The 18581-nt window shown below is 68.5% G+C and carries 14 protein-coding genes; 6 read left to right on the top strand and 8 right to left on the bottom strand.

Annotated elements, in window-relative coordinates; all coding sequences use genetic code 11:
- The first annotated feature begins 11 nt into the window (after positions 1 to 11).
- Genes BSY239_RS20860 through BSY239_RS20850 form a run of 3 tightly spaced genes read left to right on the top strand, consistent with a single transcriptional unit; the run spans position 12 to position 3696 of the window.
- Positions 12 to 2426 (top strand): GumC family protein, encoded by a 2415-nt coding sequence (locus tag BSY239_RS20860; RefSeq protein ID WP_069048498.1) that lies wholly within the window; start codon positions 12 to 14, stop codon positions 2424 to 2426.
- Positions 2423 to 2902 carry a J domain-containing protein gene (locus tag BSY239_RS20855; protein ID WP_156775548.1) on the top strand — a complete coding sequence of 160 codons (480 nt, stop codon included), beginning with the start codon at positions 2423 to 2425 and terminating at the stop codon, positions 2900 to 2902. The genes BSY239_RS20860 and BSY239_RS20855 overlap by 4 nt, the downstream gene beginning before the upstream one ends.
- Positions 2899 to 3696, top strand: a complete 798-nt coding sequence (locus BSY239_RS20850) for a tyrosine-protein phosphatase (RefSeq protein ID WP_069048496.1) — start codon at positions 2899 to 2901, stop codon at positions 3694 to 3696. The genes BSY239_RS20855 and BSY239_RS20850 overlap by 4 nt, the downstream gene beginning before the upstream one ends.
- A gap of 44 nt (positions 3697 to 3740) precedes the next feature.
- Here BSY239_RS20850 and BSY239_RS20845 read toward each other — a convergent pair whose 3' ends face one another.
- The 3 genes from BSY239_RS20845 to mltA all read right to left on the bottom strand — a co-directional run bounded on the left by BSY239_RS20845 (position 3741) and on the right by mltA (position 6316).
- Positions 3741 to 4445, bottom strand: a complete 705-nt coding sequence (locus tag BSY239_RS20845) for an enoyl-CoA hydratase/isomerase family protein (protein ID WP_069048495.1) — start codon at positions 4443 to 4445, stop codon at positions 3741 to 3743.
- Positions 4446 to 4554: 109 nt separating this feature from the next.
- Positions 4555 to 4923: a DUF1428 domain-containing protein gene (locus BSY239_RS20840; protein WP_069048494.1), complete on the bottom strand. Its 369-nt coding sequence runs from the start codon at positions 4921 to 4923 to the stop codon at positions 4555 to 4557.
- Positions 4924 to 5074: 151 nt separating this feature from the next.
- Positions 5075 to 6316 (bottom strand): murein transglycosylase A, encoded by a 1242-nt coding sequence (gene mltA, locus BSY239_RS20835; protein ID WP_083240104.1) that lies wholly within the window; start codon positions 6314 to 6316, stop codon positions 5075 to 5077.
- Here mltA and BSY239_RS22635 point away from each other — a divergent pair.
- Positions 6249 to 6410 carry a hypothetical protein gene (locus BSY239_RS22635; protein WP_172823137.1) on the top strand — a complete coding sequence of 54 codons (162 nt, stop codon included), beginning with the start codon at positions 6249 to 6251 and terminating at the stop codon, positions 6408 to 6410. The two genes, mltA and BSY239_RS22635, sit on opposite strands and share 68 nt — an antisense overlap.
- 15 nt (positions 6411 to 6425) lie before the next feature.
- Here BSY239_RS22635 and BSY239_RS20830 read toward each other — a convergent pair whose 3' ends face one another.
- The 4 genes from BSY239_RS20830 to BSY239_RS20815 form a co-directional block, all read right to left on the bottom strand.
- Positions 6426 to 7052 carry a response regulator transcription factor gene (locus tag BSY239_RS20830; RefSeq protein ID WP_069048492.1) on the bottom strand — a complete coding sequence of 209 codons (627 nt, stop codon included), beginning with the start codon at positions 7050 to 7052 and terminating at the stop codon, positions 6426 to 6428.
- Positions 7049 to 9100 carry a two-component system sensor histidine kinase NtrB gene (locus BSY239_RS20825; RefSeq protein WP_216637490.1) on the bottom strand — a complete coding sequence of 684 codons (2052 nt, stop codon included), beginning with the start codon at positions 9098 to 9100 and terminating at the stop codon, positions 7049 to 7051. The genes BSY239_RS20830 and BSY239_RS20825 overlap by 4 nt, the downstream gene beginning before the upstream one ends.
- A gap of 17 nt (positions 9101 to 9117) precedes the next feature.
- A complete protein-coding gene (locus tag BSY239_RS22540; protein ID WP_069048491.1) occupies positions 9118 to 9924 on the bottom strand; it encodes a carbon-nitrogen hydrolase family protein in 807 nt (268 codons plus the stop codon).
- Positions 9925 to 10000: 76 nt separating this feature from the next.
- Positions 10001 to 14209 (bottom strand): YhdP family protein, encoded by a 4209-nt coding sequence (locus BSY239_RS20815; protein ID WP_069049133.1) that lies wholly within the window; start codon positions 14207 to 14209, stop codon positions 10001 to 10003.
- 14 nt (positions 14210 to 14223) lie between these two features.
- Here BSY239_RS20815 and glnE point away from each other — a divergent pair, with 14 nt between their 5' ends.
- Both glnE and BSY239_RS20805 read left to right on the top strand, forming a co-directional pair.
- Positions 14224 to 17040 (top strand): bifunctional [glutamate--ammonia ligase]-adenylyl-L-tyrosine phosphorylase/[glutamate--ammonia-ligase] adenylyltransferase, encoded by a 2817-nt coding sequence (gene glnE, locus BSY239_RS20810; RefSeq protein WP_083240101.1) that lies wholly within the window; start codon positions 14224 to 14226, stop codon positions 17038 to 17040.
- Entirely contained in the window at positions 17037 to 17639 is a 603-nt protein-coding gene (locus BSY239_RS20805; protein ID WP_069048489.1) for a rhomboid family intramembrane serine protease, read from the top strand. Before glnE ends, BSY239_RS20805 begins: the two co-directional genes overlap by 4 nt.
- A 53-nt stretch (positions 17640 to 17692) precedes the next feature.
- Here BSY239_RS20805 and BSY239_RS20800 read toward each other — a convergent pair whose 3' ends face one another.
- Positions 17693 to 18538 carry a ferritin gene (locus tag BSY239_RS20800; protein ID WP_069049132.1) on the bottom strand — a complete coding sequence of 282 codons (846 nt, stop codon included), beginning with the start codon at positions 18536 to 18538 and terminating at the stop codon, positions 17693 to 17695.
- Between the last annotated feature and the right edge of the window lie 43 nt (positions 18539 to 18581).

The following is an 18581-nucleotide window of genomic DNA, read 5'->3' as shown; positions in this document are numbered from 1 at the left end:
GGCTGCACACCATGGCTTACCCAGACCAACACCCATCGCCCGCCGTGCCCGGCCCCCGGGGCGCACTGGCCCTGCGCCGCGAAGGCGCCCTCTCCGACCACCTGCTGGCCCGGGGCGAACCCGAATCGATCACCGACGACCGCATCGACCTCAAGACACTCTGGCGCGCCGGGGTCAAACACAAATGGACCATCGTGGGGATCGCGGCCCTGTGCACCGTGGCCGCCGTGCTGTACACGCTGCGCATCGCCCCGCTCTACCAGAGCGCGGCCCTGCTGCAGATCGACCGCGTGGCGCAAAAGGTGGTGGGCTTCAACGCCGAGGTCGAGCTCGACGAGGGCCCCGCGTCCGACCAACTGCAGCTGCGCACACAGATCGAACTGCTCAAGAGCCGCAGCCTGGCCGAACGCGTGATCGACGAGCTCGGCCTGTACAAGCCGGGTGCACCGCCCGCCGCGCCCGACCCGTCGGGTGACGTCGATGCCGTGGGGCCGACCGGCTCGGAGCCGGTCGACCAGGCCCTGGCCTGGGCTGTCCAGGGATGGGGCCAGCTGCGCGCGCTGGTGGCCCCGCCGCCCGTGGACAGCGGCACGCTCAGCCGGGCGGCGGCCGTGGCGCAGTTCAAACAAGCGATCACGGTGGAGCCGATCCGCAACTCGCGCCTGGTCGAGGTGCGGGTGCTCAACGCCGACCCGGCGCTGGCCGCCCACATTGCCAACACCATGGCCAAGGCCTTCATCGCCACCAACATCGAGCGCAAGCTGCATTCGTCGATCTACGCGCGGGAATTTCTGGAAGAACAGATCCGCCAGACCAAGGCCAAGCTCGAAGACAGCGAGCGCGTGATCAACACCTACGCGAAGAAGAACGAGATCCTGAACCTGGGCGACAAGGGCAGTGCCGCCACCCAGACCTTTGTGGACTTCTCTGCCGCGCTGGCCAAGGCCGAGCAGGACCGCATCAAGGCCGAGACGCAATACAACCAGGTGCGGCTCAACCCCGAGAGCGCGCCGCAGGCGGTGGTCAACGAGGCCATCCGGGCCTACAAGGAGCAGCGCGCCCGGCTGGAAGCCGACTACGCCAAGAACCTGGCCATCTACAAGCCGGACTACCCCGCCATGGTGCAGGCGCGGGCCCAGATCGCCGATCTGGAAGCGCGCATCAAGACCGAGGTAAACAACATCCTGGCCAGCATCCAGGGGCAGTACATCGCCGCCCGACGAACCGAAGAACAGCTCAAGGCCAAGGTGTCCAGCAGCCGCAGCGAGGTGCTCAACGTGCAGGACCGCAGCGTGGACATGAACCTGCTGAGCCGCGAGCTCGACACCAACCGGCAGGTGTACGACAGCCTGCTGCAGCGCCTGAAAGAGGTGAGCGTGACCGCGGGCATCACCACCAACAACGTGAGCATCGTGGACGAGGCCTCGGTGCCGCTGCTCCCGGCCAGCCCCAACCTGAAAATCAACGTCGGCCTGGGCATGATGCTGGGCCTGTTCCTGGGCCTGCTCGCGGCCCTGTTGCGCGAGCAGCTGGACGATTCGGTGAAGCACGCCAACGAGATCGAAGGCCTGTACCACCTGCCCCTGCTGGGCCTGATTCCGTTCACCAAACCCGAGAAGGGCCGCAAGGAACCGGTGGCCCTGCTGGCGCACCGCGAGCCGCGCAGCACCTTTGCCGAGTCGTACCGCTCGATGCGCACGGCGCTGCAGTTCAGCACCGCCGATGGCGCACCCCAGCGCTTCATGGTGACCAGTTGCGGCAAGGGCGAGGGCAAGACCACCACCGCGCTCGCGCTGGCCATCAACTTCGCGCAGCTGGGCCAGAAGGTCTTGCTGATCGACGCCGACATGCGCAAGGGCTGGGTGCACTCGATGCTCAACATGTCCAACGAGCGCGGCCTCTCGAACCTGCTGAGCGGGGACCGCAACACCGAGGGGCTGATCCGGGACACGGCGGTCACCAACCTCGCCGTGATCACAGCGGGCCCGGTGCCGCCCGACCCGGTGGAACTGCTGATGGGTCCGCGGTTGGGCCTGCTGCTGGAGAAGGCCCAGGCCATGGGCTACCACCAGATCGTGATCGACGGACCGCCCCTGCTGGGCATTGCCGATGCGATCGTGCTGGGCAACCAGATCCAGAACATCGTGTTTGCCGTGAAGGCGGGCGGCACGCGCAAGGACAGCATCAAGGACGCCCTGCGCCGCCTGCGCAACGCAGGCCTGGCCCCCATGGGCATGGTGCTCACGCACGCGCGCAACGAACACACCAGCGACTACGCCTACGCGGCCTACTACGGCGATGGCTACAACGACCGCCACACCCCCCGCGCAGCCCGGTCGAACCCGGTGGCGGGCGCGAACCCGCCACCGATGCCGCTGCCCGGCGGCAGCCGCATCGAGCCCACGCTGGACCCGTCGTCCGCATGACCCCGCCCGACTGGAGCAGTGTGCTACCCAGGCTGATGGCCTTCGAGCGATCGCCCGGGCTCTACCGGGTTGTGCTGCGCGAGCCACGCCCGCTGTTCGAGCACATCGGCAGCGTGATGCTGCTCGCCACCGGGCGCCCGGTGGCCAGCCTGCCCGAGGCCACCGCCAACGCACACGAGCTGCGCCGCGCCGCGCGCTTTTTTGTGCGCACGGTGATGCTGCGCCCGGGCTCGGACCCCTTCACGCTGCTGGGCCTGCCCCCGGACTTCGAGGCGGCGCAATTGCGCGAGCACTACCGGCTGATGATCCGCCTCACGCACCCCGACTTTGGCGCCACCGCCGAAGGCTGGCCGGTCGACGCGGCCACGCGGGTCAACCTGGCCCACGACCTGCTCTCGTGCCCCGAGAAGCGCGCCGCCTGGGCCAAGGCGCTGCACACACGACCGCTGCTGCGCCGTCGGCTGATGCGACCATGATCGATCTGCACAGCCACATCCTGCCGGGCATCGACGACGGGGCCAAGACGCTGGACGAGTCGCTGGCCATGGCGCGCATCGCCGTGGACGACGGCATCCACACCATGGCCTGCACGCCGCACATCTACCCCGGCATGTACATGAACGACGGGCCGGGCATCGCGCAGGCCTGCGCCCGCCTGCAGGCCGAGCTGGACCAGAGAGACATAACGCTCAAGCTGGTGGTGGGGGCGGACGTGCACCTGGTGCCGGGCCTGATCGACGGCCTCAAGAGCGGGCAGGTGCCCACGCTGCACGGCTCGCGTTACTTCTTGCTGGAGCCTTCGCACACCACGCCACCGCCGCAGCTGGAAGCCTCGGTGTTCCACCTGATCACCGAGGGCTACACGCCCATCATCACGCACCCCGAACGGCTGTCGTGGGTGGAGAGCCATTACCCGGTGTTCCTGCGGCTGATCGAACAAGGTGCGTGGATGCAGGTGACGGCGGGCGCGCTGACGGGCGTGTTCGGCAAACGTGCGCGCTACTGGGGCGAACGCTTCATCGGCGAAGGCCACACCCACCTGCTGGCCACCGATGCCCACTCCACCGGCCGGCGTCTGCCGCGCCTGACCGAAGGACTGGCCGTGGCGCGCCGTCTGGTGGGCGACCAGGAAGCCAGCCGCCTGGTGAACGAGCGGCCGGCGGCGGTGCTGGACAACCTGCCGCCGCAGGACTTTGGGTTGACGCCGATGGAGGCGGTTCGGCCTTCGGTGATCAGCACGTGGTTTTCACGGCGTCGCGCGTCGCTCTAGAAGAGGACGGGAAAGGCGGCTTGCAACAGAGGATCGTGTGTGGGTCAGGCGTCACCACGCGCGAGGCTGCGTTGAACGTTTTCTTCCTCGGCAACCGCCCGGTTGAACTCTTGCAGGCCGAACAGGTTCAGGACCCGTTTGAACTGCGATGCAACGGCAGGCTTCAGTGCGGCCAATCGCTTGCACGCGTCCAAAGACGCCTTCTCCAGTTCCGGGCTGGAGCAGGTCTTGTAGACCAGGCCCCAAGCTTCCGCCTGCTGTGCAGTGAACTCGTCACCGAGCAGCATCAAGGCCTTGGCGCGCGTCAACCCGACCGCGGCAGGAAGGGTGGCGACCAGACCACCGGTCACGAAGACCCCGAGCGATGCCTCCGGAAGCTTGAATCTGGTGTCATCTGCAGCGAAGACGATGTCTGCATCGAGCATCCACTCAAGACCCGCTCCGACAGTCCATCCGTGCACGACTGCGACCACTGGTTTGGGGCTCTGCACGATCGATCGGGCGACCGCCTGCACCAGTTCAAGATCCCTGTCCGTGGGCGCTTCGCTCACGTCGCGGCCCGCACAGAACGCACGTCCATTGCCTCGCAGGCGGATGGTTCGTACCGACGAATCCAGTGCCGCGGAGTCAAGCGCCAGCCTCAAGGAAGCCGCCAGTTCATTGTCAATCGCGTTGAGCTTGCCCGGGCGGTTCAAGATCAGTGTCAAGACGCCGTCGTGGCGCTCAATCAGTAGCTTCGGCACAGTCATGACGGGAGCGTATCAGGCTGCGGCTCGACGGGGACTGTTGGGCAACGCCTGCACCTCCCGCCAAAACGGGAGCTGAGCTGATCGATTTCGCATGATCACGGCACGCCGCTCAGACTTTCACTTCAACCACCTGTTCGAAGCCGCCGAAGATCATGCGTTTGCCGTCGAAGGGCATGGGTGGGTTGCCGGGGTTGGACGGGTCCATGCGCGGGTCTTCCATCATCTTCTTCATGCCGGCGTCGCGCGTGGCTTTGTCCGGCCACTCGACCCACGAAAAGGCCACCGTCTCGTCGGCCGTGGCCTGCACTGCGCGGCGGAAGTCGGTGACCTTGCCGTCGGGGACGTCGTCGCCCCAGCCCTCGATCACGCGGAGGGCGCCCAGCTCGATGAACAGGCCGTCGAAGTGGCGCGCGTGCTCGATGAACTTCTGCTTGTTGGCGGTGGGGACCGCGATCACGAAACCGTCGATGTAGGACATGTCTTCTCTCCTGTGGGGTTGACCGGTCGGCACGCCCGCCTGTGGGCGCTCCGTACCCATCGACGAACGACGGTACGCCAAATCGACATGGCCCGCCAGGCCGAAGACACGCGCCGTGCGGCGGCCACCTGGGCAGGCGCCGGCTGGTGCGTCAGCGCGGCACCAGCACCCACATCTGCAGCGGCTGTTTGAGCGCCGCCGCCGTGAGGTAGGCCTCGTCGCTCCAGCCACCCCAGCCGGTGAACAGGTCGGCGCGCACGGCGCCCACGATGGCGCCGCCCGTGTCCTGCGCCATCACCAGCTTCTGCACGTTCAAGGTCGGTCCTGTGGAGGCCAGCCACACGGGGGTGCCGTAGGGAATGCTTTGCGGGTCCACCGCGATCGAGCGGCCGGGCGTGAGCGGCACACCTTGCGCGCCGCGTGGACCAAAGCGCGCGTCGAACTCCGACAAGGCTTCCTCGCGGAAAAACACGGTGCGCGGGTTGCTCCACAACATCTCGTTGAGGCGCTGCGGGTTCTGCGCGGCCCAGGCCTTGATGGACGACCACGAGGCTTCGCGGATCGCGCCCTGGTCGAGCAGCCAGCGGCCCACGCTTTGGTAGGGCTGGCCGTTGTGCGCGGCGAAGGCCACGCGCACCTGGCGCGCACCGCCGTCGGCCTCCACCACATTCAACCGGCCCGAACCCTGGATCTGCAGGATCAGCGCGTCGATGGGATCGGCCAGCCAGGCCACCGCGCGGCCTTGCAGCGCGGCCTGCGCAGCGGGCAAGGTGTCGATCTCCTGGCGGCTGTACCAGGGCTGACCGTTGCGCAGGCCGGCGGGTGGTGCGTAGAGGGGCGTGCGGTGCGTGGCGGTGGGCACGCGGCTGGCCGCCATGATGGGTTCGTAGTAGCCGGTGAGCAGGCCGTCGGGCAGGCTGCCGTCGGGCTCGGTGACGCGGTAGGGCTGGAAGCGGCGCATCACCCAGGCCTGCTGTTCGGCGGGGGTGCCGATGGCGAGCTGGCGCAACTCGGCGCAGGGGCCGGCCTGGCCGGGTGCCGGCCGCTCGCAGCCGCGCACCCAGGCGTTCCAGGCTTCGTGCAGACTGTCTTGTCCCCAGCCCGGCAGTTCGCTCCAGGGCACCCGCGTCCAGCGGCTCTTGCCCCGCTGGATCGCGGGCGGCAGGGCACCGGCGTCCACCGGCGCGGTGACCACGGCGGGGCTGGGCCGGGTGCCGGGTGCGGGGCTCTGCACCGGGCTGATGGCGCAGGAGGCCAGGCTTCCTACAATCACCCCGCTCGCTCCCACCCGAATGAACGTCTGAAACAACCGACCGAACCGATCCATGACCTTGTTGTTGCTTGAAGCGCTCGGCGCGCTGGTGTTGTTGGTGTTCATCGTGTGGTGGACCATGTTTTCAGGGCGCAAGGGTGGCGAGTTGCCCGAGGAAGTGGAGCGCCAGAAGCTCGAGCAGCTTCCGGGCAAGGACCAGCCGGACGACCGCTGAAGCGGGCGGGGGCCGTCAAGGGCGCAAGGCATTGGCCAGCTCCACGGCCGACTTCACGCCCATCTTGTCGAACACGCGCGAGCGGTGAACTTCCACCGTGCGCACGCTGATGTTGAGCTGGTCGGCCACGAGCTTGTTGGGCAGGCCGGCGACCACCAGGTCCATCACCGCGCGCTCGCGCTCGGTGAGGCTTTCCAGCCGCTGCTGCAGCTCGCGCTGCACGCGGCGTTGGGCCAGCACCTGGGCCGACTGCTCCAGCGCGCGCTCCACACGGTCGACCAGCGCGTTGTCGGAAAACGGCTTCTCGCAAAAATCGAAAGCCCCGCGCTTGACCGCGTCCACCGCGGTGGCCACGTCGGCGTGGCCCGAGAGAAAGATCACCGGCAGACACGCGCGCCAGGGCAGGGCCTGCAAGAGTTCAAACGCCGCCAGCCCGCTCATGCCGGGCATGCGCACGTCCAGCAGCACGCAGCAAGGCGCGGAGGGTTCGTGCTGCAGCACACTGGCGTCGGCCAGAAAGGACTCGGCGCTGTCGTAGCCGTCGCTCACCAGCCGACGCGTGCGCAGCAACCAGGCCAGCGCCTCGCGCACGCCCGCATCGTCATCAACCAGGTAGATCTTGGCGTCGAGGTGCGGGGTCATGGCCGTGATGATAGGTGGGCCGGCAGCGTGAAGCGGAACACGGTGCCACGCGGCTGGTTGGGCTCGTAGGTCAAGGCACCGCCGTGCTGCTCGATCACCGTGCGGCACAGGCTCAGCCCCAGGCCCATGCCCTCCGTGCGGGTGGTAAAAAAAGGCGTGAAGAGCTTGGCCTGCACCTCGGGGCTCAGTCCCAGTCCGTGGTCGCTCACCTCGAAGGTGATCCATGCCTTGTGCTGATCACCGCCCGGGCGCAAGCCCGAGTGCAACCGCGTCTGGTGCACCGCGATGCGCAGCACCCGCGCGCCCTGGCCCAGCGCCGGATCGCCCTGCGGCATCGCCTGCATGCCGTTGCGCGCGAGGTTGAGCAGCACCTGCTCGACCATGGTGCGGTCGCAATGCACAGCGGGACAGCCCGGCGCGATGCCGATCTGCAACTGGATGCCCTGCTTTTTGGCCTGCAACACCAGCAGGGGCTGGATCGCGTCCATCAGATCCTGCGGACTCACCGCCTCGCGCACCTGCTCGCGCCGCCGAACAAAGTCGGCCACGCTCTTGATCACGCGCCCCGCGCGCTCGGCCTGTTCGCTGATGCGTTTCATGGCCTGCGACAGGTCGGCCTGCGGCACCGACGCCGCGGGTTGCTCCAGCAGGTTCATGGCACCGCTGGCGTAACTGGAAATCGCGGCCAGCGGCTGGTTGAGTTCGTGGCTGAGCAGCGAGGCCATCTCGCCCACCGTGGCCAGGCGGGCGGTAGCCTGCAGCCGCTCCTGCGAGGTGCGGTTGAGGTCTTCCACCCGGCGCTGTTCGGTGAGGTCGAGGATGGCGCTCATGAAACCGGTCTGCTTGCCCTGCGCATCGATCAGCGGCGCTTCGATGATGAGCACCGGAAAACGCGTGCCGTCGCTGCGCTGGAACACCGACTCGTAACCTTCGCGTGGCAGCGTCTGGCCCGCCAGTCGCACCAGCTGGCGCTGCTGGTATTCGTCCACCAGCTCGGGCGGCCACCAGGGCGCGGGCAGGCCGGTGCCGATGAGCTGTTCGGCGCTCAGCCCCACCATTTCGCAAAACGCCGGGTTCACATAGGTGATGCGCCCGGTCATGTCGCGCGCGCGCAGCCCGGTCACGAGCGAGTCTTCCATGGCCTTGCGAAACGCCAGCGCATCGGCCACACCGAGCTCGGCACGCTGGCGCAGGCGTGTGTCGCGCGCCAGCAGGGCCAGCACGGCCAGCAATGCCAGCGAGAGCGCGCTGATCACGGCGGTGAGCACGTTGGGAAACAGCCCGCCCACCAGGCGCGGGCTCTGCAATTGCAGGATCAGCGTGTGCCCCGGCAGCTCGAGCACGGCGTTGGCACTCAACGTGCGCCGCGTGCCGGGCACCATGCGGTGCAGCGCCAGGCGGGTGCCGTCGGCGTCGTTGAACGACAGGCCGCGGCTGCGCAGGGCGTCGGGCCGGGTGAACTCGGACAGGATGCCGGGCAGGGAGTAGGTGGCCACCAGAAAACCGTTGGGCACACCCGAGCGCACCACCGGCATGCACATCTCCATGAGCTCCAGGCCCAGGCCGTCGCGCATGGGCCAGAAGTAGCTCGACGAGTACGCCGGGCCCGACTGGCGCTGCGCGTTGTCGCAGGCCAGCTTCACGTCGGCCACGGCGCGCGTGCGGTCCAGGTAGGCGAACACATCGCTGAGGTAAGGCGTGTCGCGGTGGCTGATGATGCGTTGCGCGTTGTCGCGCCACTCCAGGCGCACCAGCTCGCGGTGTTGTGCCAGCAGCTCGGCGGCGGGCGCGCTCCAGCTGTCGGCGGTGGGGGACACGCTGTTGAGCGATTGCAGCGTCTGTACATTGCGCACGAGCTCGTTGCGGATGTCGCCGACCACCGCCGCGGCTTCCTGTTCCAGCGCCTGCTGGTCGCGCGCCTCTTCGTACTCGCGCGTCAGGAACACGAGCACCACCAACAGCGCCACCACCAGGAGCAGCAGCGTGGCCCACAACGCCCAGCGGCGCGAACCGGTGTCGTTGCGCTCGGTGGCGTGCCCCTCGCTCACTGAAGCGCCTTCGCGGCTCAAAGGCGGCGGTGTTGCAGCGAAGGCAACTGCTCGCGCACGCTGCGCAACTGCTCGAAGTCCAGCTCGGCCGTGACCACGCCCGGGCCTTCGGCCTGCAGGGCCATCACACCGCCCCAGGGGTCGATGACCATGGTGTGGCCCCAGGTGCGCCGGCCGTTTTCGTGCACACCGCCTTGTGCACTCGCGATCACGAAGGCCTGGTTTTCGATGGCGCGCGCGCGCAGCAACACCTCCCAGTGCGCCTGGCCGGTGGTGTGGGTGAAGGCCGAGGGCACCAGCAAGACATCGGCCGCGAGCATGCGGTAGAGCTCGCCGAAGCGCAGGTCGTAACACACGCTCTGGCCCACGCGCCAGGTCTGGCCGCCGGCGTCGCGGCACTCGAACACGGTGGGCGTTTCGCCGGCGCGCAACACGGCCGCTTCGTCGTAGCGCTCGCGGCCGTTGTCGTATCGGAAGAGGTGGATCTTGTCGTAGCGGCTGGCGCATTCACCGCGCGGGTTGTAAGCCAGCGAAGCGTTGGCCGCGTGCGCAGGGTCGTCGGTGGCCATGGGCAGGGTGCCGCCCACGATCCACATCTTCAGGTCGCGCGCGCAGTCCGAGAGGAAGTCCTGCACCTTGCCCAGGCCGGGCGTTTCAGCCAGCAACAGCTTGTCTTCGTCGCGCGCGCCCATGAAGCAGAAGTACTCGGGCAGCACCGCAAGCTCGGCGCCCGCGTTGGCGGCCAGGCGCAGCAGCCGCAGGGCCTCGCTGAGGTTGTTGTCCAGGCTGATGCCCGAGACCATCTGGATCGCGGCGACCTTCATGCGGCCGGGAACGTGGGGTGGGTGAGGCAAGGTCATGGTCGTCTTTCGGTGGGCCGCGGCGCGCGGGTCGGTCAGCTTACTGCAGTGCGCCGGCGGGGGCGCGGGAGGGCGGGGTGGGCGGCGTGCGGTCGACCTTGGCCACCTGCGGATCGGCCCAGCTGCCCGTGACCTTGAACTCCTGCGTGCCGGCGCTTTGCAGCGGCTGGCGCAGCAGGAACTGCGCGAGGAAACTGCCCAGGCCGATGGCCGGGTTGATGGCGGTGGCGATCAGCGAGGCCGTGCCGGCGTTGATCTCGGGCACCACCACCACCTTCAGGTCCTGCTGCTCGCGCGCGAGATCGGCCGTGCCTTCCATCAGCACCGCGGCGTTCACGCCCTTCATCTGCAAGTTGTTGGTGAACAGCACGCCTTGTTCGATGCGCGCATCACCGCGCACGAAGTCGAACGCGAAACCGTCGGAGAACACGTCGCGGAAGTCCAGCACCAGGCGCCGCGGCAAGGCCTGCAGGCTGAGCACGCCGAGCAGGCGGCCGGCACCGGGCTCGACCTTGAGGAACTGACCGCGCTCGAAATCGGCCTGCAACTGGCCCGAGAGCGTGGGGTAGTCGGGCGCCAGGGGCGAGCCGATCCAGCCCACGCTGCCTTCGATGCGGCCCTTGCCGCCGCGCACCAGCCCCGGGCGGTTCAAGCGCGTGAGCAGGGCGCCGGAGTCGTCCACGTCGAGGCGAAAACTCAAGGCGGTGCGGCGCTGTTCGCCCGGCTGTCCGTTGGAGACGCCGGTCATGGGCGCCCAGTTGCCGGTGGCACTGAAGCGCGCTTCGGGCACGGTGAGTTTGAGTTTGGTCAGCCGCCATTCGCCGGCACGCGTGGGGCCGCCCCGGTTGACGGCTTCCACCTCCACCCGACCCAGGCGCCGCCCGCCGAACTCCAGGTCTTCCACGGCGATGTCGAGCGCGGGCACGCTGGTGGGCTGGCTCAGGAGCTGTTCCACCTCGGTGGCCACGGCAGGCTCCAGCTTCAGCCGCGCGAGCCGGGCGAACACACTGCCCGCCGTGTTGGGACCGGCCTGGCGCACTTCCACATAACCGTTGAGTTCGTCGGCCGTCACGTTGGCGCGCCAATGCGTGCCCTCGCGCGAACCGCCCACCACCACCCGGTTGAAGCTGCGGCCTTCCAGCGTGAGCCGGTTGGTGCGCAGCGCCAGCGTGGTGGGCAGGTAGGCGAGTTCGGCGTCCTGGTCGATGCTGCTCAGCGTGGCGGCCGTGGGCACACGCACACCGGAGCGGCTGGCCAGCTGGGACCACGCATCGAGGTCCAGCTGATCGAGGCGCAGGTTGCCCACCACGCCCGATGCGGGCATGGGCGCGGCGTCGCCGCCCTCCAGCCCCACCGCCACACTGCCGCGCAACACGCGCGGCACCTCACCGGTGATGTCGCGCTCGTAGCGCAGCGACACCAGAGGCGCCAGCGCCGATCCCAGCTCCAGCGCCACCCGGTCGGTGCTGGCCACGTCGCCGTTGACGCCGAGCACCGCCGTGTCCAGGCGCAGCGGCAGGCTGGCCTCGGCCGTTTTGCCCAGCGGCGCGGGCAGGTTCAGCGCCATGCCCTGCAGGCTGCTCGCCACCTGCAGCTCGGGCTCCCCGCCGCGAAAACCCAGCTGCGCGGTGTAGGCAGCCGATCCCGACGCGTTCTGGAACAGGCTGGAGACCGCGCCCAGGCCACCGTCGCGCAGGCCCTCGGCGCTGGCCACGCCCTGGCCGCGGAACTGCAGGCGCGCCACGCCTTGCGGATTGGGCCGCAGGCCGCCTTCAAACCTCATGTCGCCGCCGAACACGCTCGCGTTGCCCCCCAGCACCACAAAGCCCTGCTCGGTGAAGGCCAGCGTGCCGCGCGTGCGCGCCAGCAGCGGCGCGGCCGGGTGGATCTTCAGGTCGTTGCCGTCGAACGCCACCGTGCCCGCCACGGTGAAGGCATCCAGGTCGGACAGGGGCAGCTTGAGCGTCACGCCCAGGTCGACATCGCCACCGATGGTGGTCTGCGCCAGCGCATCGCCGGTCAGGGTCTTGAGCGGCGAGGTCTGCACATATCCCAGCATGGCCCTGGCCGGGCCCCTCGCCCGTGTTCTCACCGTCAACGTGGTGTCGGTCACCAGATCGTCCAGCGCCACCGCGCCTTCGCTCAGGCGCACACCGGTGGCACCCACCACACCCGATGTCCCGGCGGCGATGTTCAGCTTCAGATGGTCCAGCACCAGCTGGCCCGAAAAGCCCCGCAAGCCCGGCCAGGGCGCGGCGTCGGTCGGCTGGAAGCCGACCGGCAAATAATCGAAGTCGACCCCGCTGAGTTGGGCCGAGATGCGGAATTCGCTCGGCGCGTCTGCGCTCTTGAAGGGCAGGCGGTCCATGTCGCCCTGGATGCGGAAGTCCACCGGGCTGGCACTGCCCGCCAGCACGGCTTCGCGCACGTAGCGCCGCGCTTCGGCATTGACGGTGAGCGGCAGGTAGCGGTGCACCCGGGTGCCGTCGGCACGTGTCAGCTGCGCGGTGAGGTCGATCACGCCGGGGAAGCGCGACTTCGACGGGCTGGTGGCCGGATCGCTGGTGTGCCACTTCACCTGGGCCGTGCCCTCGGCGTCGGCGTTGGCCATGCTCAGGTTGTCCAGTTGCGCTTCGATGCGCTCGCCCTGCAGGCGCCACGACGCGTCGGCCGCCAGCCGCTGCAGCGGGATGCGTGCTTCTTCAAAGATGTCGGGCAACTCGATCGAACCGTCGGCCACGGTGATGCGGGCGCGTCCGCCGTTCTGGTCCAGGTCAAAGTCGACCGTGGCGCCGGTGATTCCGGGCCTGCCCGGCAAGGGGAAGCGGCCACTCAAGGACATCTTTCCGCTGGGTTCGCCCGCCAGCGCGAGGGCTTGCACGCGGCCACGCGCCTGGTAGCTGCCCTGCGTCCAGTCGATGGCGCCATCCACCGGGTCGCCCGCGGCGGCGGCAGGGCCTTGCCAGCGCGCGGTGAAGCCGTCCATGCGGCCCGCGGGCTGCAGCCGCTGCAGCCAGGTGCGCACGGCTTCGGGCAACGGCACCCGTTCGGCGATGTCCGCCAGAGCCGCGAGGTCGAGCTGTTCGGCGCTCAGCTCGACACTGGGCGTCTGCATCGCGCTGCGCACCACGTGTTTGAGCACCAGCCGGCCACCCGGCCAGGTGTCGCCTTCGCGGGTGCGAAAGCGCAGGTCCTCCGTGGTCACACCAAACCCCTCGGCGTTCCACTGCACGGCCAGCCGGCCCTGCACATCCTCCAGCGCCATCGCCGGCAGTTGCGGACCGAGTTGGGCTTCGACGTTCTGCAGCGCCAGGTCGGCCGTCACACCGGCCACCTGCCCGCGTTCCACCTGCGCCCAGGCGCGCAACGCGCCCTCGCCGGTGCGCACCTCCACGCCGCGGTCGGACAGGTCCACATAGGCCCGCAGGCGGGTCACGTCGACCCGGGTGAAGTCGGCAAACACCTCACCCGTCCAGTCGTGCCAGACCGGCTCACCGCGTTGGCGCTGGGCCAGCGAAATCAGCGGCTCACGCAGCTGGCCGCGCAGGCTCAAACGATCGCCCCACTCGGTCGGTGGCGTGGCGTCGATGCGCCAGTGGTGCGTGCGCGCGGTGTTGCGGCTCACAAAGTCGAGTTCGCTCAGGGCCAGCGTGGGCTGGCGACGCTGGTCGTCGGTCCAGCGCACGGTGCCGCGGCGGATCACGAACTCGCGCTGCGCAAAAAACCAGTCGGCCGCCGCGCTGTCGTGGCTGGGGCCGGACATGTCGAGTCCGGCCACTTCGATGCGGCCCTGCGCGGTGCGGCGCACGTCGAGCACCGGCGCTTCGATCACCACTTGCTCGAAGCCCCCGCGCCACAGCGACTGCACTGAAATGGCGGTGCGCACCAGCGGCAACTGCAGCGCCACGCGGCCTTGCGCATCGATCAGCTGCACATCGCGCAGTTCGAAGGAAGGCATGAGGGTGGGCAGGAAACTCGCGCCGCTCTTACCCGATTCGGCACGGATTTCTCCAATGCGAACCGGTACTCCGACCGCCTGGGTCGCCCACCTTTCCAGCTCAGGACGCCATTCGCCGATTCGGGGCACAATCGCGCCATTCAAGCCGGCCCAGGTCAGTGCAAAGAGCCCCCAGACCGCCAGCAACAGCCACAACAACAGGCGACTGGCCACGGCAAATGTCTTGAGGGACCTCGAGGCGGTTGCATGTGGCGCAGAGGGGGCTGCAGAGGCGGGTTGTTGAGGGTTCATGTCCAACGCAAATTATGCCGGCCAGTCATCTCACGGTTTCCACCACGGACCTTGCCCCTTTGTCATCAAATGTGAACGCCTTGCCCGAGCTGACGCTGGCCGATCGCCGCGCCGATCATTCCCGTTTTGTGCAGCGAGTTCGCCGGCGTTACCCCGACGAACTCGCCTGCCTGCCGCCCGGCGAGCCGGTGCGCACCAGCATGCTGGCCTGCCTGGCCACCCTGGCTCAGCGCGGCCTGCCCATGCCGGCTGCGTTGCGCGTGCTGCGCCAGCTGGTGCTGGAGCGCCTGGTGGTCCTCGACTGCGAAGAGGGCGCGCCGTTGCAGGCGGTCACACGCGCTGTGACCGAGCTGGCCGAGATCGCGCTGGACGTGGCCTGCGAACTCGCCTTCCTTGAACTCGACGACTTGTATGGCGCGCCGCAATACACCGACGCCCAGGGCCAGACCGCGCGTGCGCAGCTGTGGGTGGTGGGCATGGGCAAGCTCGGTGCGCGTGAACTCAATGTGTCCAGCGACATCGACCTGATCTACGTGTACGACCACGACGGTGAGACCGCCGGCAACGCGCAGGGCCGCAACCGCCTCAGCAACCACGAGTACTTCGGCAAGGCCGTCAAACACATCTACAACACGGTGGGCGAAACCACCGAACACGGCAACGTGTTCCGGGTGGATCTCGCGCTGCGACCCAACGGCAACTCGGGACCGAGCGCGGTGTCACTTGGCGCGCTGGAAGAATATTTCCTGGTGCAGGGCCGCGAATGGGAGCGCTTCGCATGGCTCAAGAGCCGCGTGATCGCACCCGCGGCCTGTGTGGCCGCCGGCGGTGCCAACGCCTTGCGTGGTTCGGTGCTGCCGTTTGTGTTCCGCCGCTACCTCGACTACGGCGTGTTTGAAGCGCTGCGCACGCTGCACCGCCAGATCCGCGAACACGCGTCCAAGCGCGCCGCCGGCAACCCCGGCCGCGCCAACGATGTGAAGCTCTCGCGCGGCGGCATCCGCGAGGTGGAGTTCACCGTGCAGCTGCTGCAGGTGGTGCGCGGGGGTCAGTTTCCCGAGCTGCGCACGCGGCCCACGCTGGACGCCTTGCCCCGCCTGTGCCGCGCCGGGCTCATGCCGCAGGCTTCGGCCGACGCGCTGGCCGAGGCCTACCGTTTCCTGCGTCGGGTCGAGCACCGCATCCAGTACCTGGACGACCAGCAGACCCATGTGATGCCCACGCGCGACGACGACCTGGCGTGGATGGCGGCGAGCATGGGTTGCGCCAACGTCTGCGAGTTCCTGCACACGCTGGACGCGCACCGCGAACTGGTGGCGCAGGAGTTCGACACGCTGTTGGGCGGCCCCACCAACGGCGGCTGCAATGGCAAAGGCTGCAACGGCAAAAGCGGCCCCACCGACGATCTCCAGAGCGTGCTGGCGCAGCTCCCGCAAGCGTTTGCGGCCCGGGTGGCGCAGTGGCGCGAACACCCGCGTGTGCTGGCGCTCAAGGAAGACAGCCGCTTTCGCCTGGTGCGGCTGGTGCAGCGCACCGGCGCCTGGCTGGAAGAAGGCCGCGTGAGCGAAGAAGCCGCGCTGCGCATGGCCGACTGGATCGAGCCCATGCTGCGCCGCGACAGCTACCTGGCCCTGCTGCAGGAGCGGCCTTCGGTGCACGAGCGCCTGCTGCGCCTGCTGGGTGCGGCCAAATGGCCCGCGCGTTATTTGCTGCAGCACCCGGGCGTGATCGACGAACTGGCGAGCCAGCAATTGCTCACCGACCGCTTCGATGCGGCGCAGTTTGAAGTGGAGCTCGAATCGCGCCGCGCCGCGCTGCGCTCCACCGGCGAAGACGACGAAGAGGCGCTGCTGAACCTGCTGCGCCGCGCCCACCACGCCGAGGTGTTCCGCACGCTCGCGCGCGACCTGGAAAAGGTGCTCACGGTCGAGCAGGTGGCCGACGACCTCTCGGCCCTGGCCGACTCGGTGCTGCGCCTGACCGCGCGCTGGTGCTGGGCGCGCCTGAAGAACCGCCACCGCGACGAGCCGGCGTTCGCCATCATTGGTTACGGCAAGCTCGGCGGCAAGGAACTGGGCTACGGCAGCGACCTGGACATCGTGTTCGTGTACGAAGACGAGCACGAGAACGCCGGCGAGATCTACGCCGCCTTTGTGCGCAAGATGATCAACTGGCTCACGGTGAAGACCGGCGAGGGCGACCTGTTCGAGATCGACACCGCGCTGCGACCCAACGGCAACTCGGGCCTGCTGGTCACGAGCTTCCAGGCCTACACCAACTACCAGCAACAGCGCGGCAGCAACACCGCCTGGACCTGGGAGCACCAGGCCATGACGCGCGCGCGTTTTGTGCTGGGCAGCGTGGCCCTGGCCGGCCGCTTCGACGAGGTGCGCGAAGACGTGATCACCGCGCTGCGCGATGGCGATTCGCTGGCGCGCGAGATCGTGGCCATGCGCGAGAAGGTGCGCCAGGCGCACCCGGTGCGCGGCACCCGGTTCGACGTGAAGCACAGCCCCGGCGGCATGGTCGACGTGGAGTTCGTCATGCAGTACCTGGTGTTGCTGCATTCGCGCACCCACCCCGAGCTGCGCGCCAACACCGGCAACATCAACCTGCTGCGCCGCGCCGAAGCCGCCGGCCTGCTGGAACCCGGCATGGGAGAAGCGGCCGCGCAGGCCTACCGCGAGTTGCGCCAGATCCAGCACCGCGCGCGCCTGGATGAGGCCCCGACCCAGGTGGACGCCGCGGCGGTGCAGGCCTCGGCCGACGCCGTGCGCGCGCTGTGGCAGCACGTGCTGGGCCCGCACACCGGCGCATCGCGCCCCGCATGACCCGTCCACTCAGCTGGCTCGCGCTGTGCGGTGTGCACGGTGTGGTCAGCGTGGTGCTGTGGTGGGCAGGCGGTCACTGGGCCGACGCGCTGACCTGGCACGCCGACACCTGGACACGGCACCCCTGGACCCTGTGGACCAGCGCCTGGGTGCACCTCGGCACCCCGCACCTGATCGGCAACCTGCTGGTGCTGGCGGCGTATCTCACCATCGGCTGGGTCGTGCGGCCCGACGCGCGTTGCACGCTGGCCTGGCTGCTGGCGTGGCCGCTGGTGCAACTGTCCTTGCTGCTCTGGCCCGATGTGCGCCAGGTCGTCGGTCTCTCAGGCCTGCTGCACGCCGGCGCGCTGGTGGTTGCGGTGCACCTGGCGCTGGAGCGCCTGCCGATCCAGCGTGCGCGCTTCTGGGGTGTGTTGCTGGCAGTGGCGGTGCTCTCCAAGGTGGCGCTGGAGCAGGCCTGGCAGCGGCCCGTGGTGTGGGACGGTACGCACGAACTCTTTGTGGTGCAGGTTGCGCACCTGGCCGGCGTGACCTGGGGCATTGTGCTGGGCCTCTTGACCGCTGGCTGGCCCGCCAACGCAGGCAAACGCGGCGACTGAACCGCCCACAAAAAAACCGCCACGGGGGCGGCTTTTTTGTGGGCGCGTGGACTTCAGGCCGGCGCAATCACCGCCGGCGGCGTGAGCGACTTGCGGAAGCGGTTGAGCTCCTGCACGGTCTTGAAGCTTTGCTCCATGAGCAGGCTCATGTTGTGCAGGATGCGCTCGACCACGCGGTTCTCCCACACGGCATCGAAGTCGATCTGTTTGTCCAGCCAGTGCTCCAGCCACTCGGGGTCGGGCAGGCGGCTCTGGATGGTGTCGTTGGGGAACAGGTCCTTGTTCACGTGCAGGTTGGTCGGGTGCAGGGCTTGCGCGGTGCGCCGCGCACTCGCCATGAGCACGCCGACCTTGGCAAAGGCCACACGCGCGTCGTCGCCGAATTTGCCGATGGCGCGCTTCATGTAGCGCAGGTAGGCGCCGCCGTGGCGGGCTTCGTCCTGGCTCAGCGTGGCGTAGATCTTCTTGATGACCGGCTCCGAGTGCCATTCGCTGGCACGGCGGTACCAGTGGTTCAACCGGATTTCGCCGCAGAAATGCAGCATCAACGTTTCCAGTGGCGGGGCCGGGTCGAACTCGAAGCGGATGTCGTGCAGTTCCTTTTCGGTCGGCACGAGGTCGGGGCGGAAGCGGCGCAGGTACTCCATGAGCACCAGCGAGTGTTTCTGTTCTTCAAAGAACCAGATCGACATGAAGGCCGAGAAGTCGGAGTCGTCGCGGTTGTCGCGCAGGAACATCTCGGTGGCCGGCAGCGCGGCCCATTCCGTGATGGCGTTCATCTTGATCGTCTGCGCCTGCTCGTCGGTCAGGGCGCTGGCGTCGAACTGGTCCCAAGGAATGTCCTTGTCCATGTCCCAGCGCACGGATTCGAGTTGTTTGAAGAGTTCGGGGTAGAGCATGGTGGCCTTTCGGTACGGGCGCATTTTATGCGGGGGGAGCGCG

The organism is Hydrogenophaga sp. RAC07 (assembly GCF_001713375.1).
Classification (GTDB): Bacteria; Pseudomonadota; Gammaproteobacteria; order Burkholderiales; family Burkholderiaceae_C; genus Hydrogenophaga.
The sequence above is the reverse complement of the archived record's forward strand: the minus strand, read 5'-3'. Positions and strand labels throughout refer to the sequence as shown.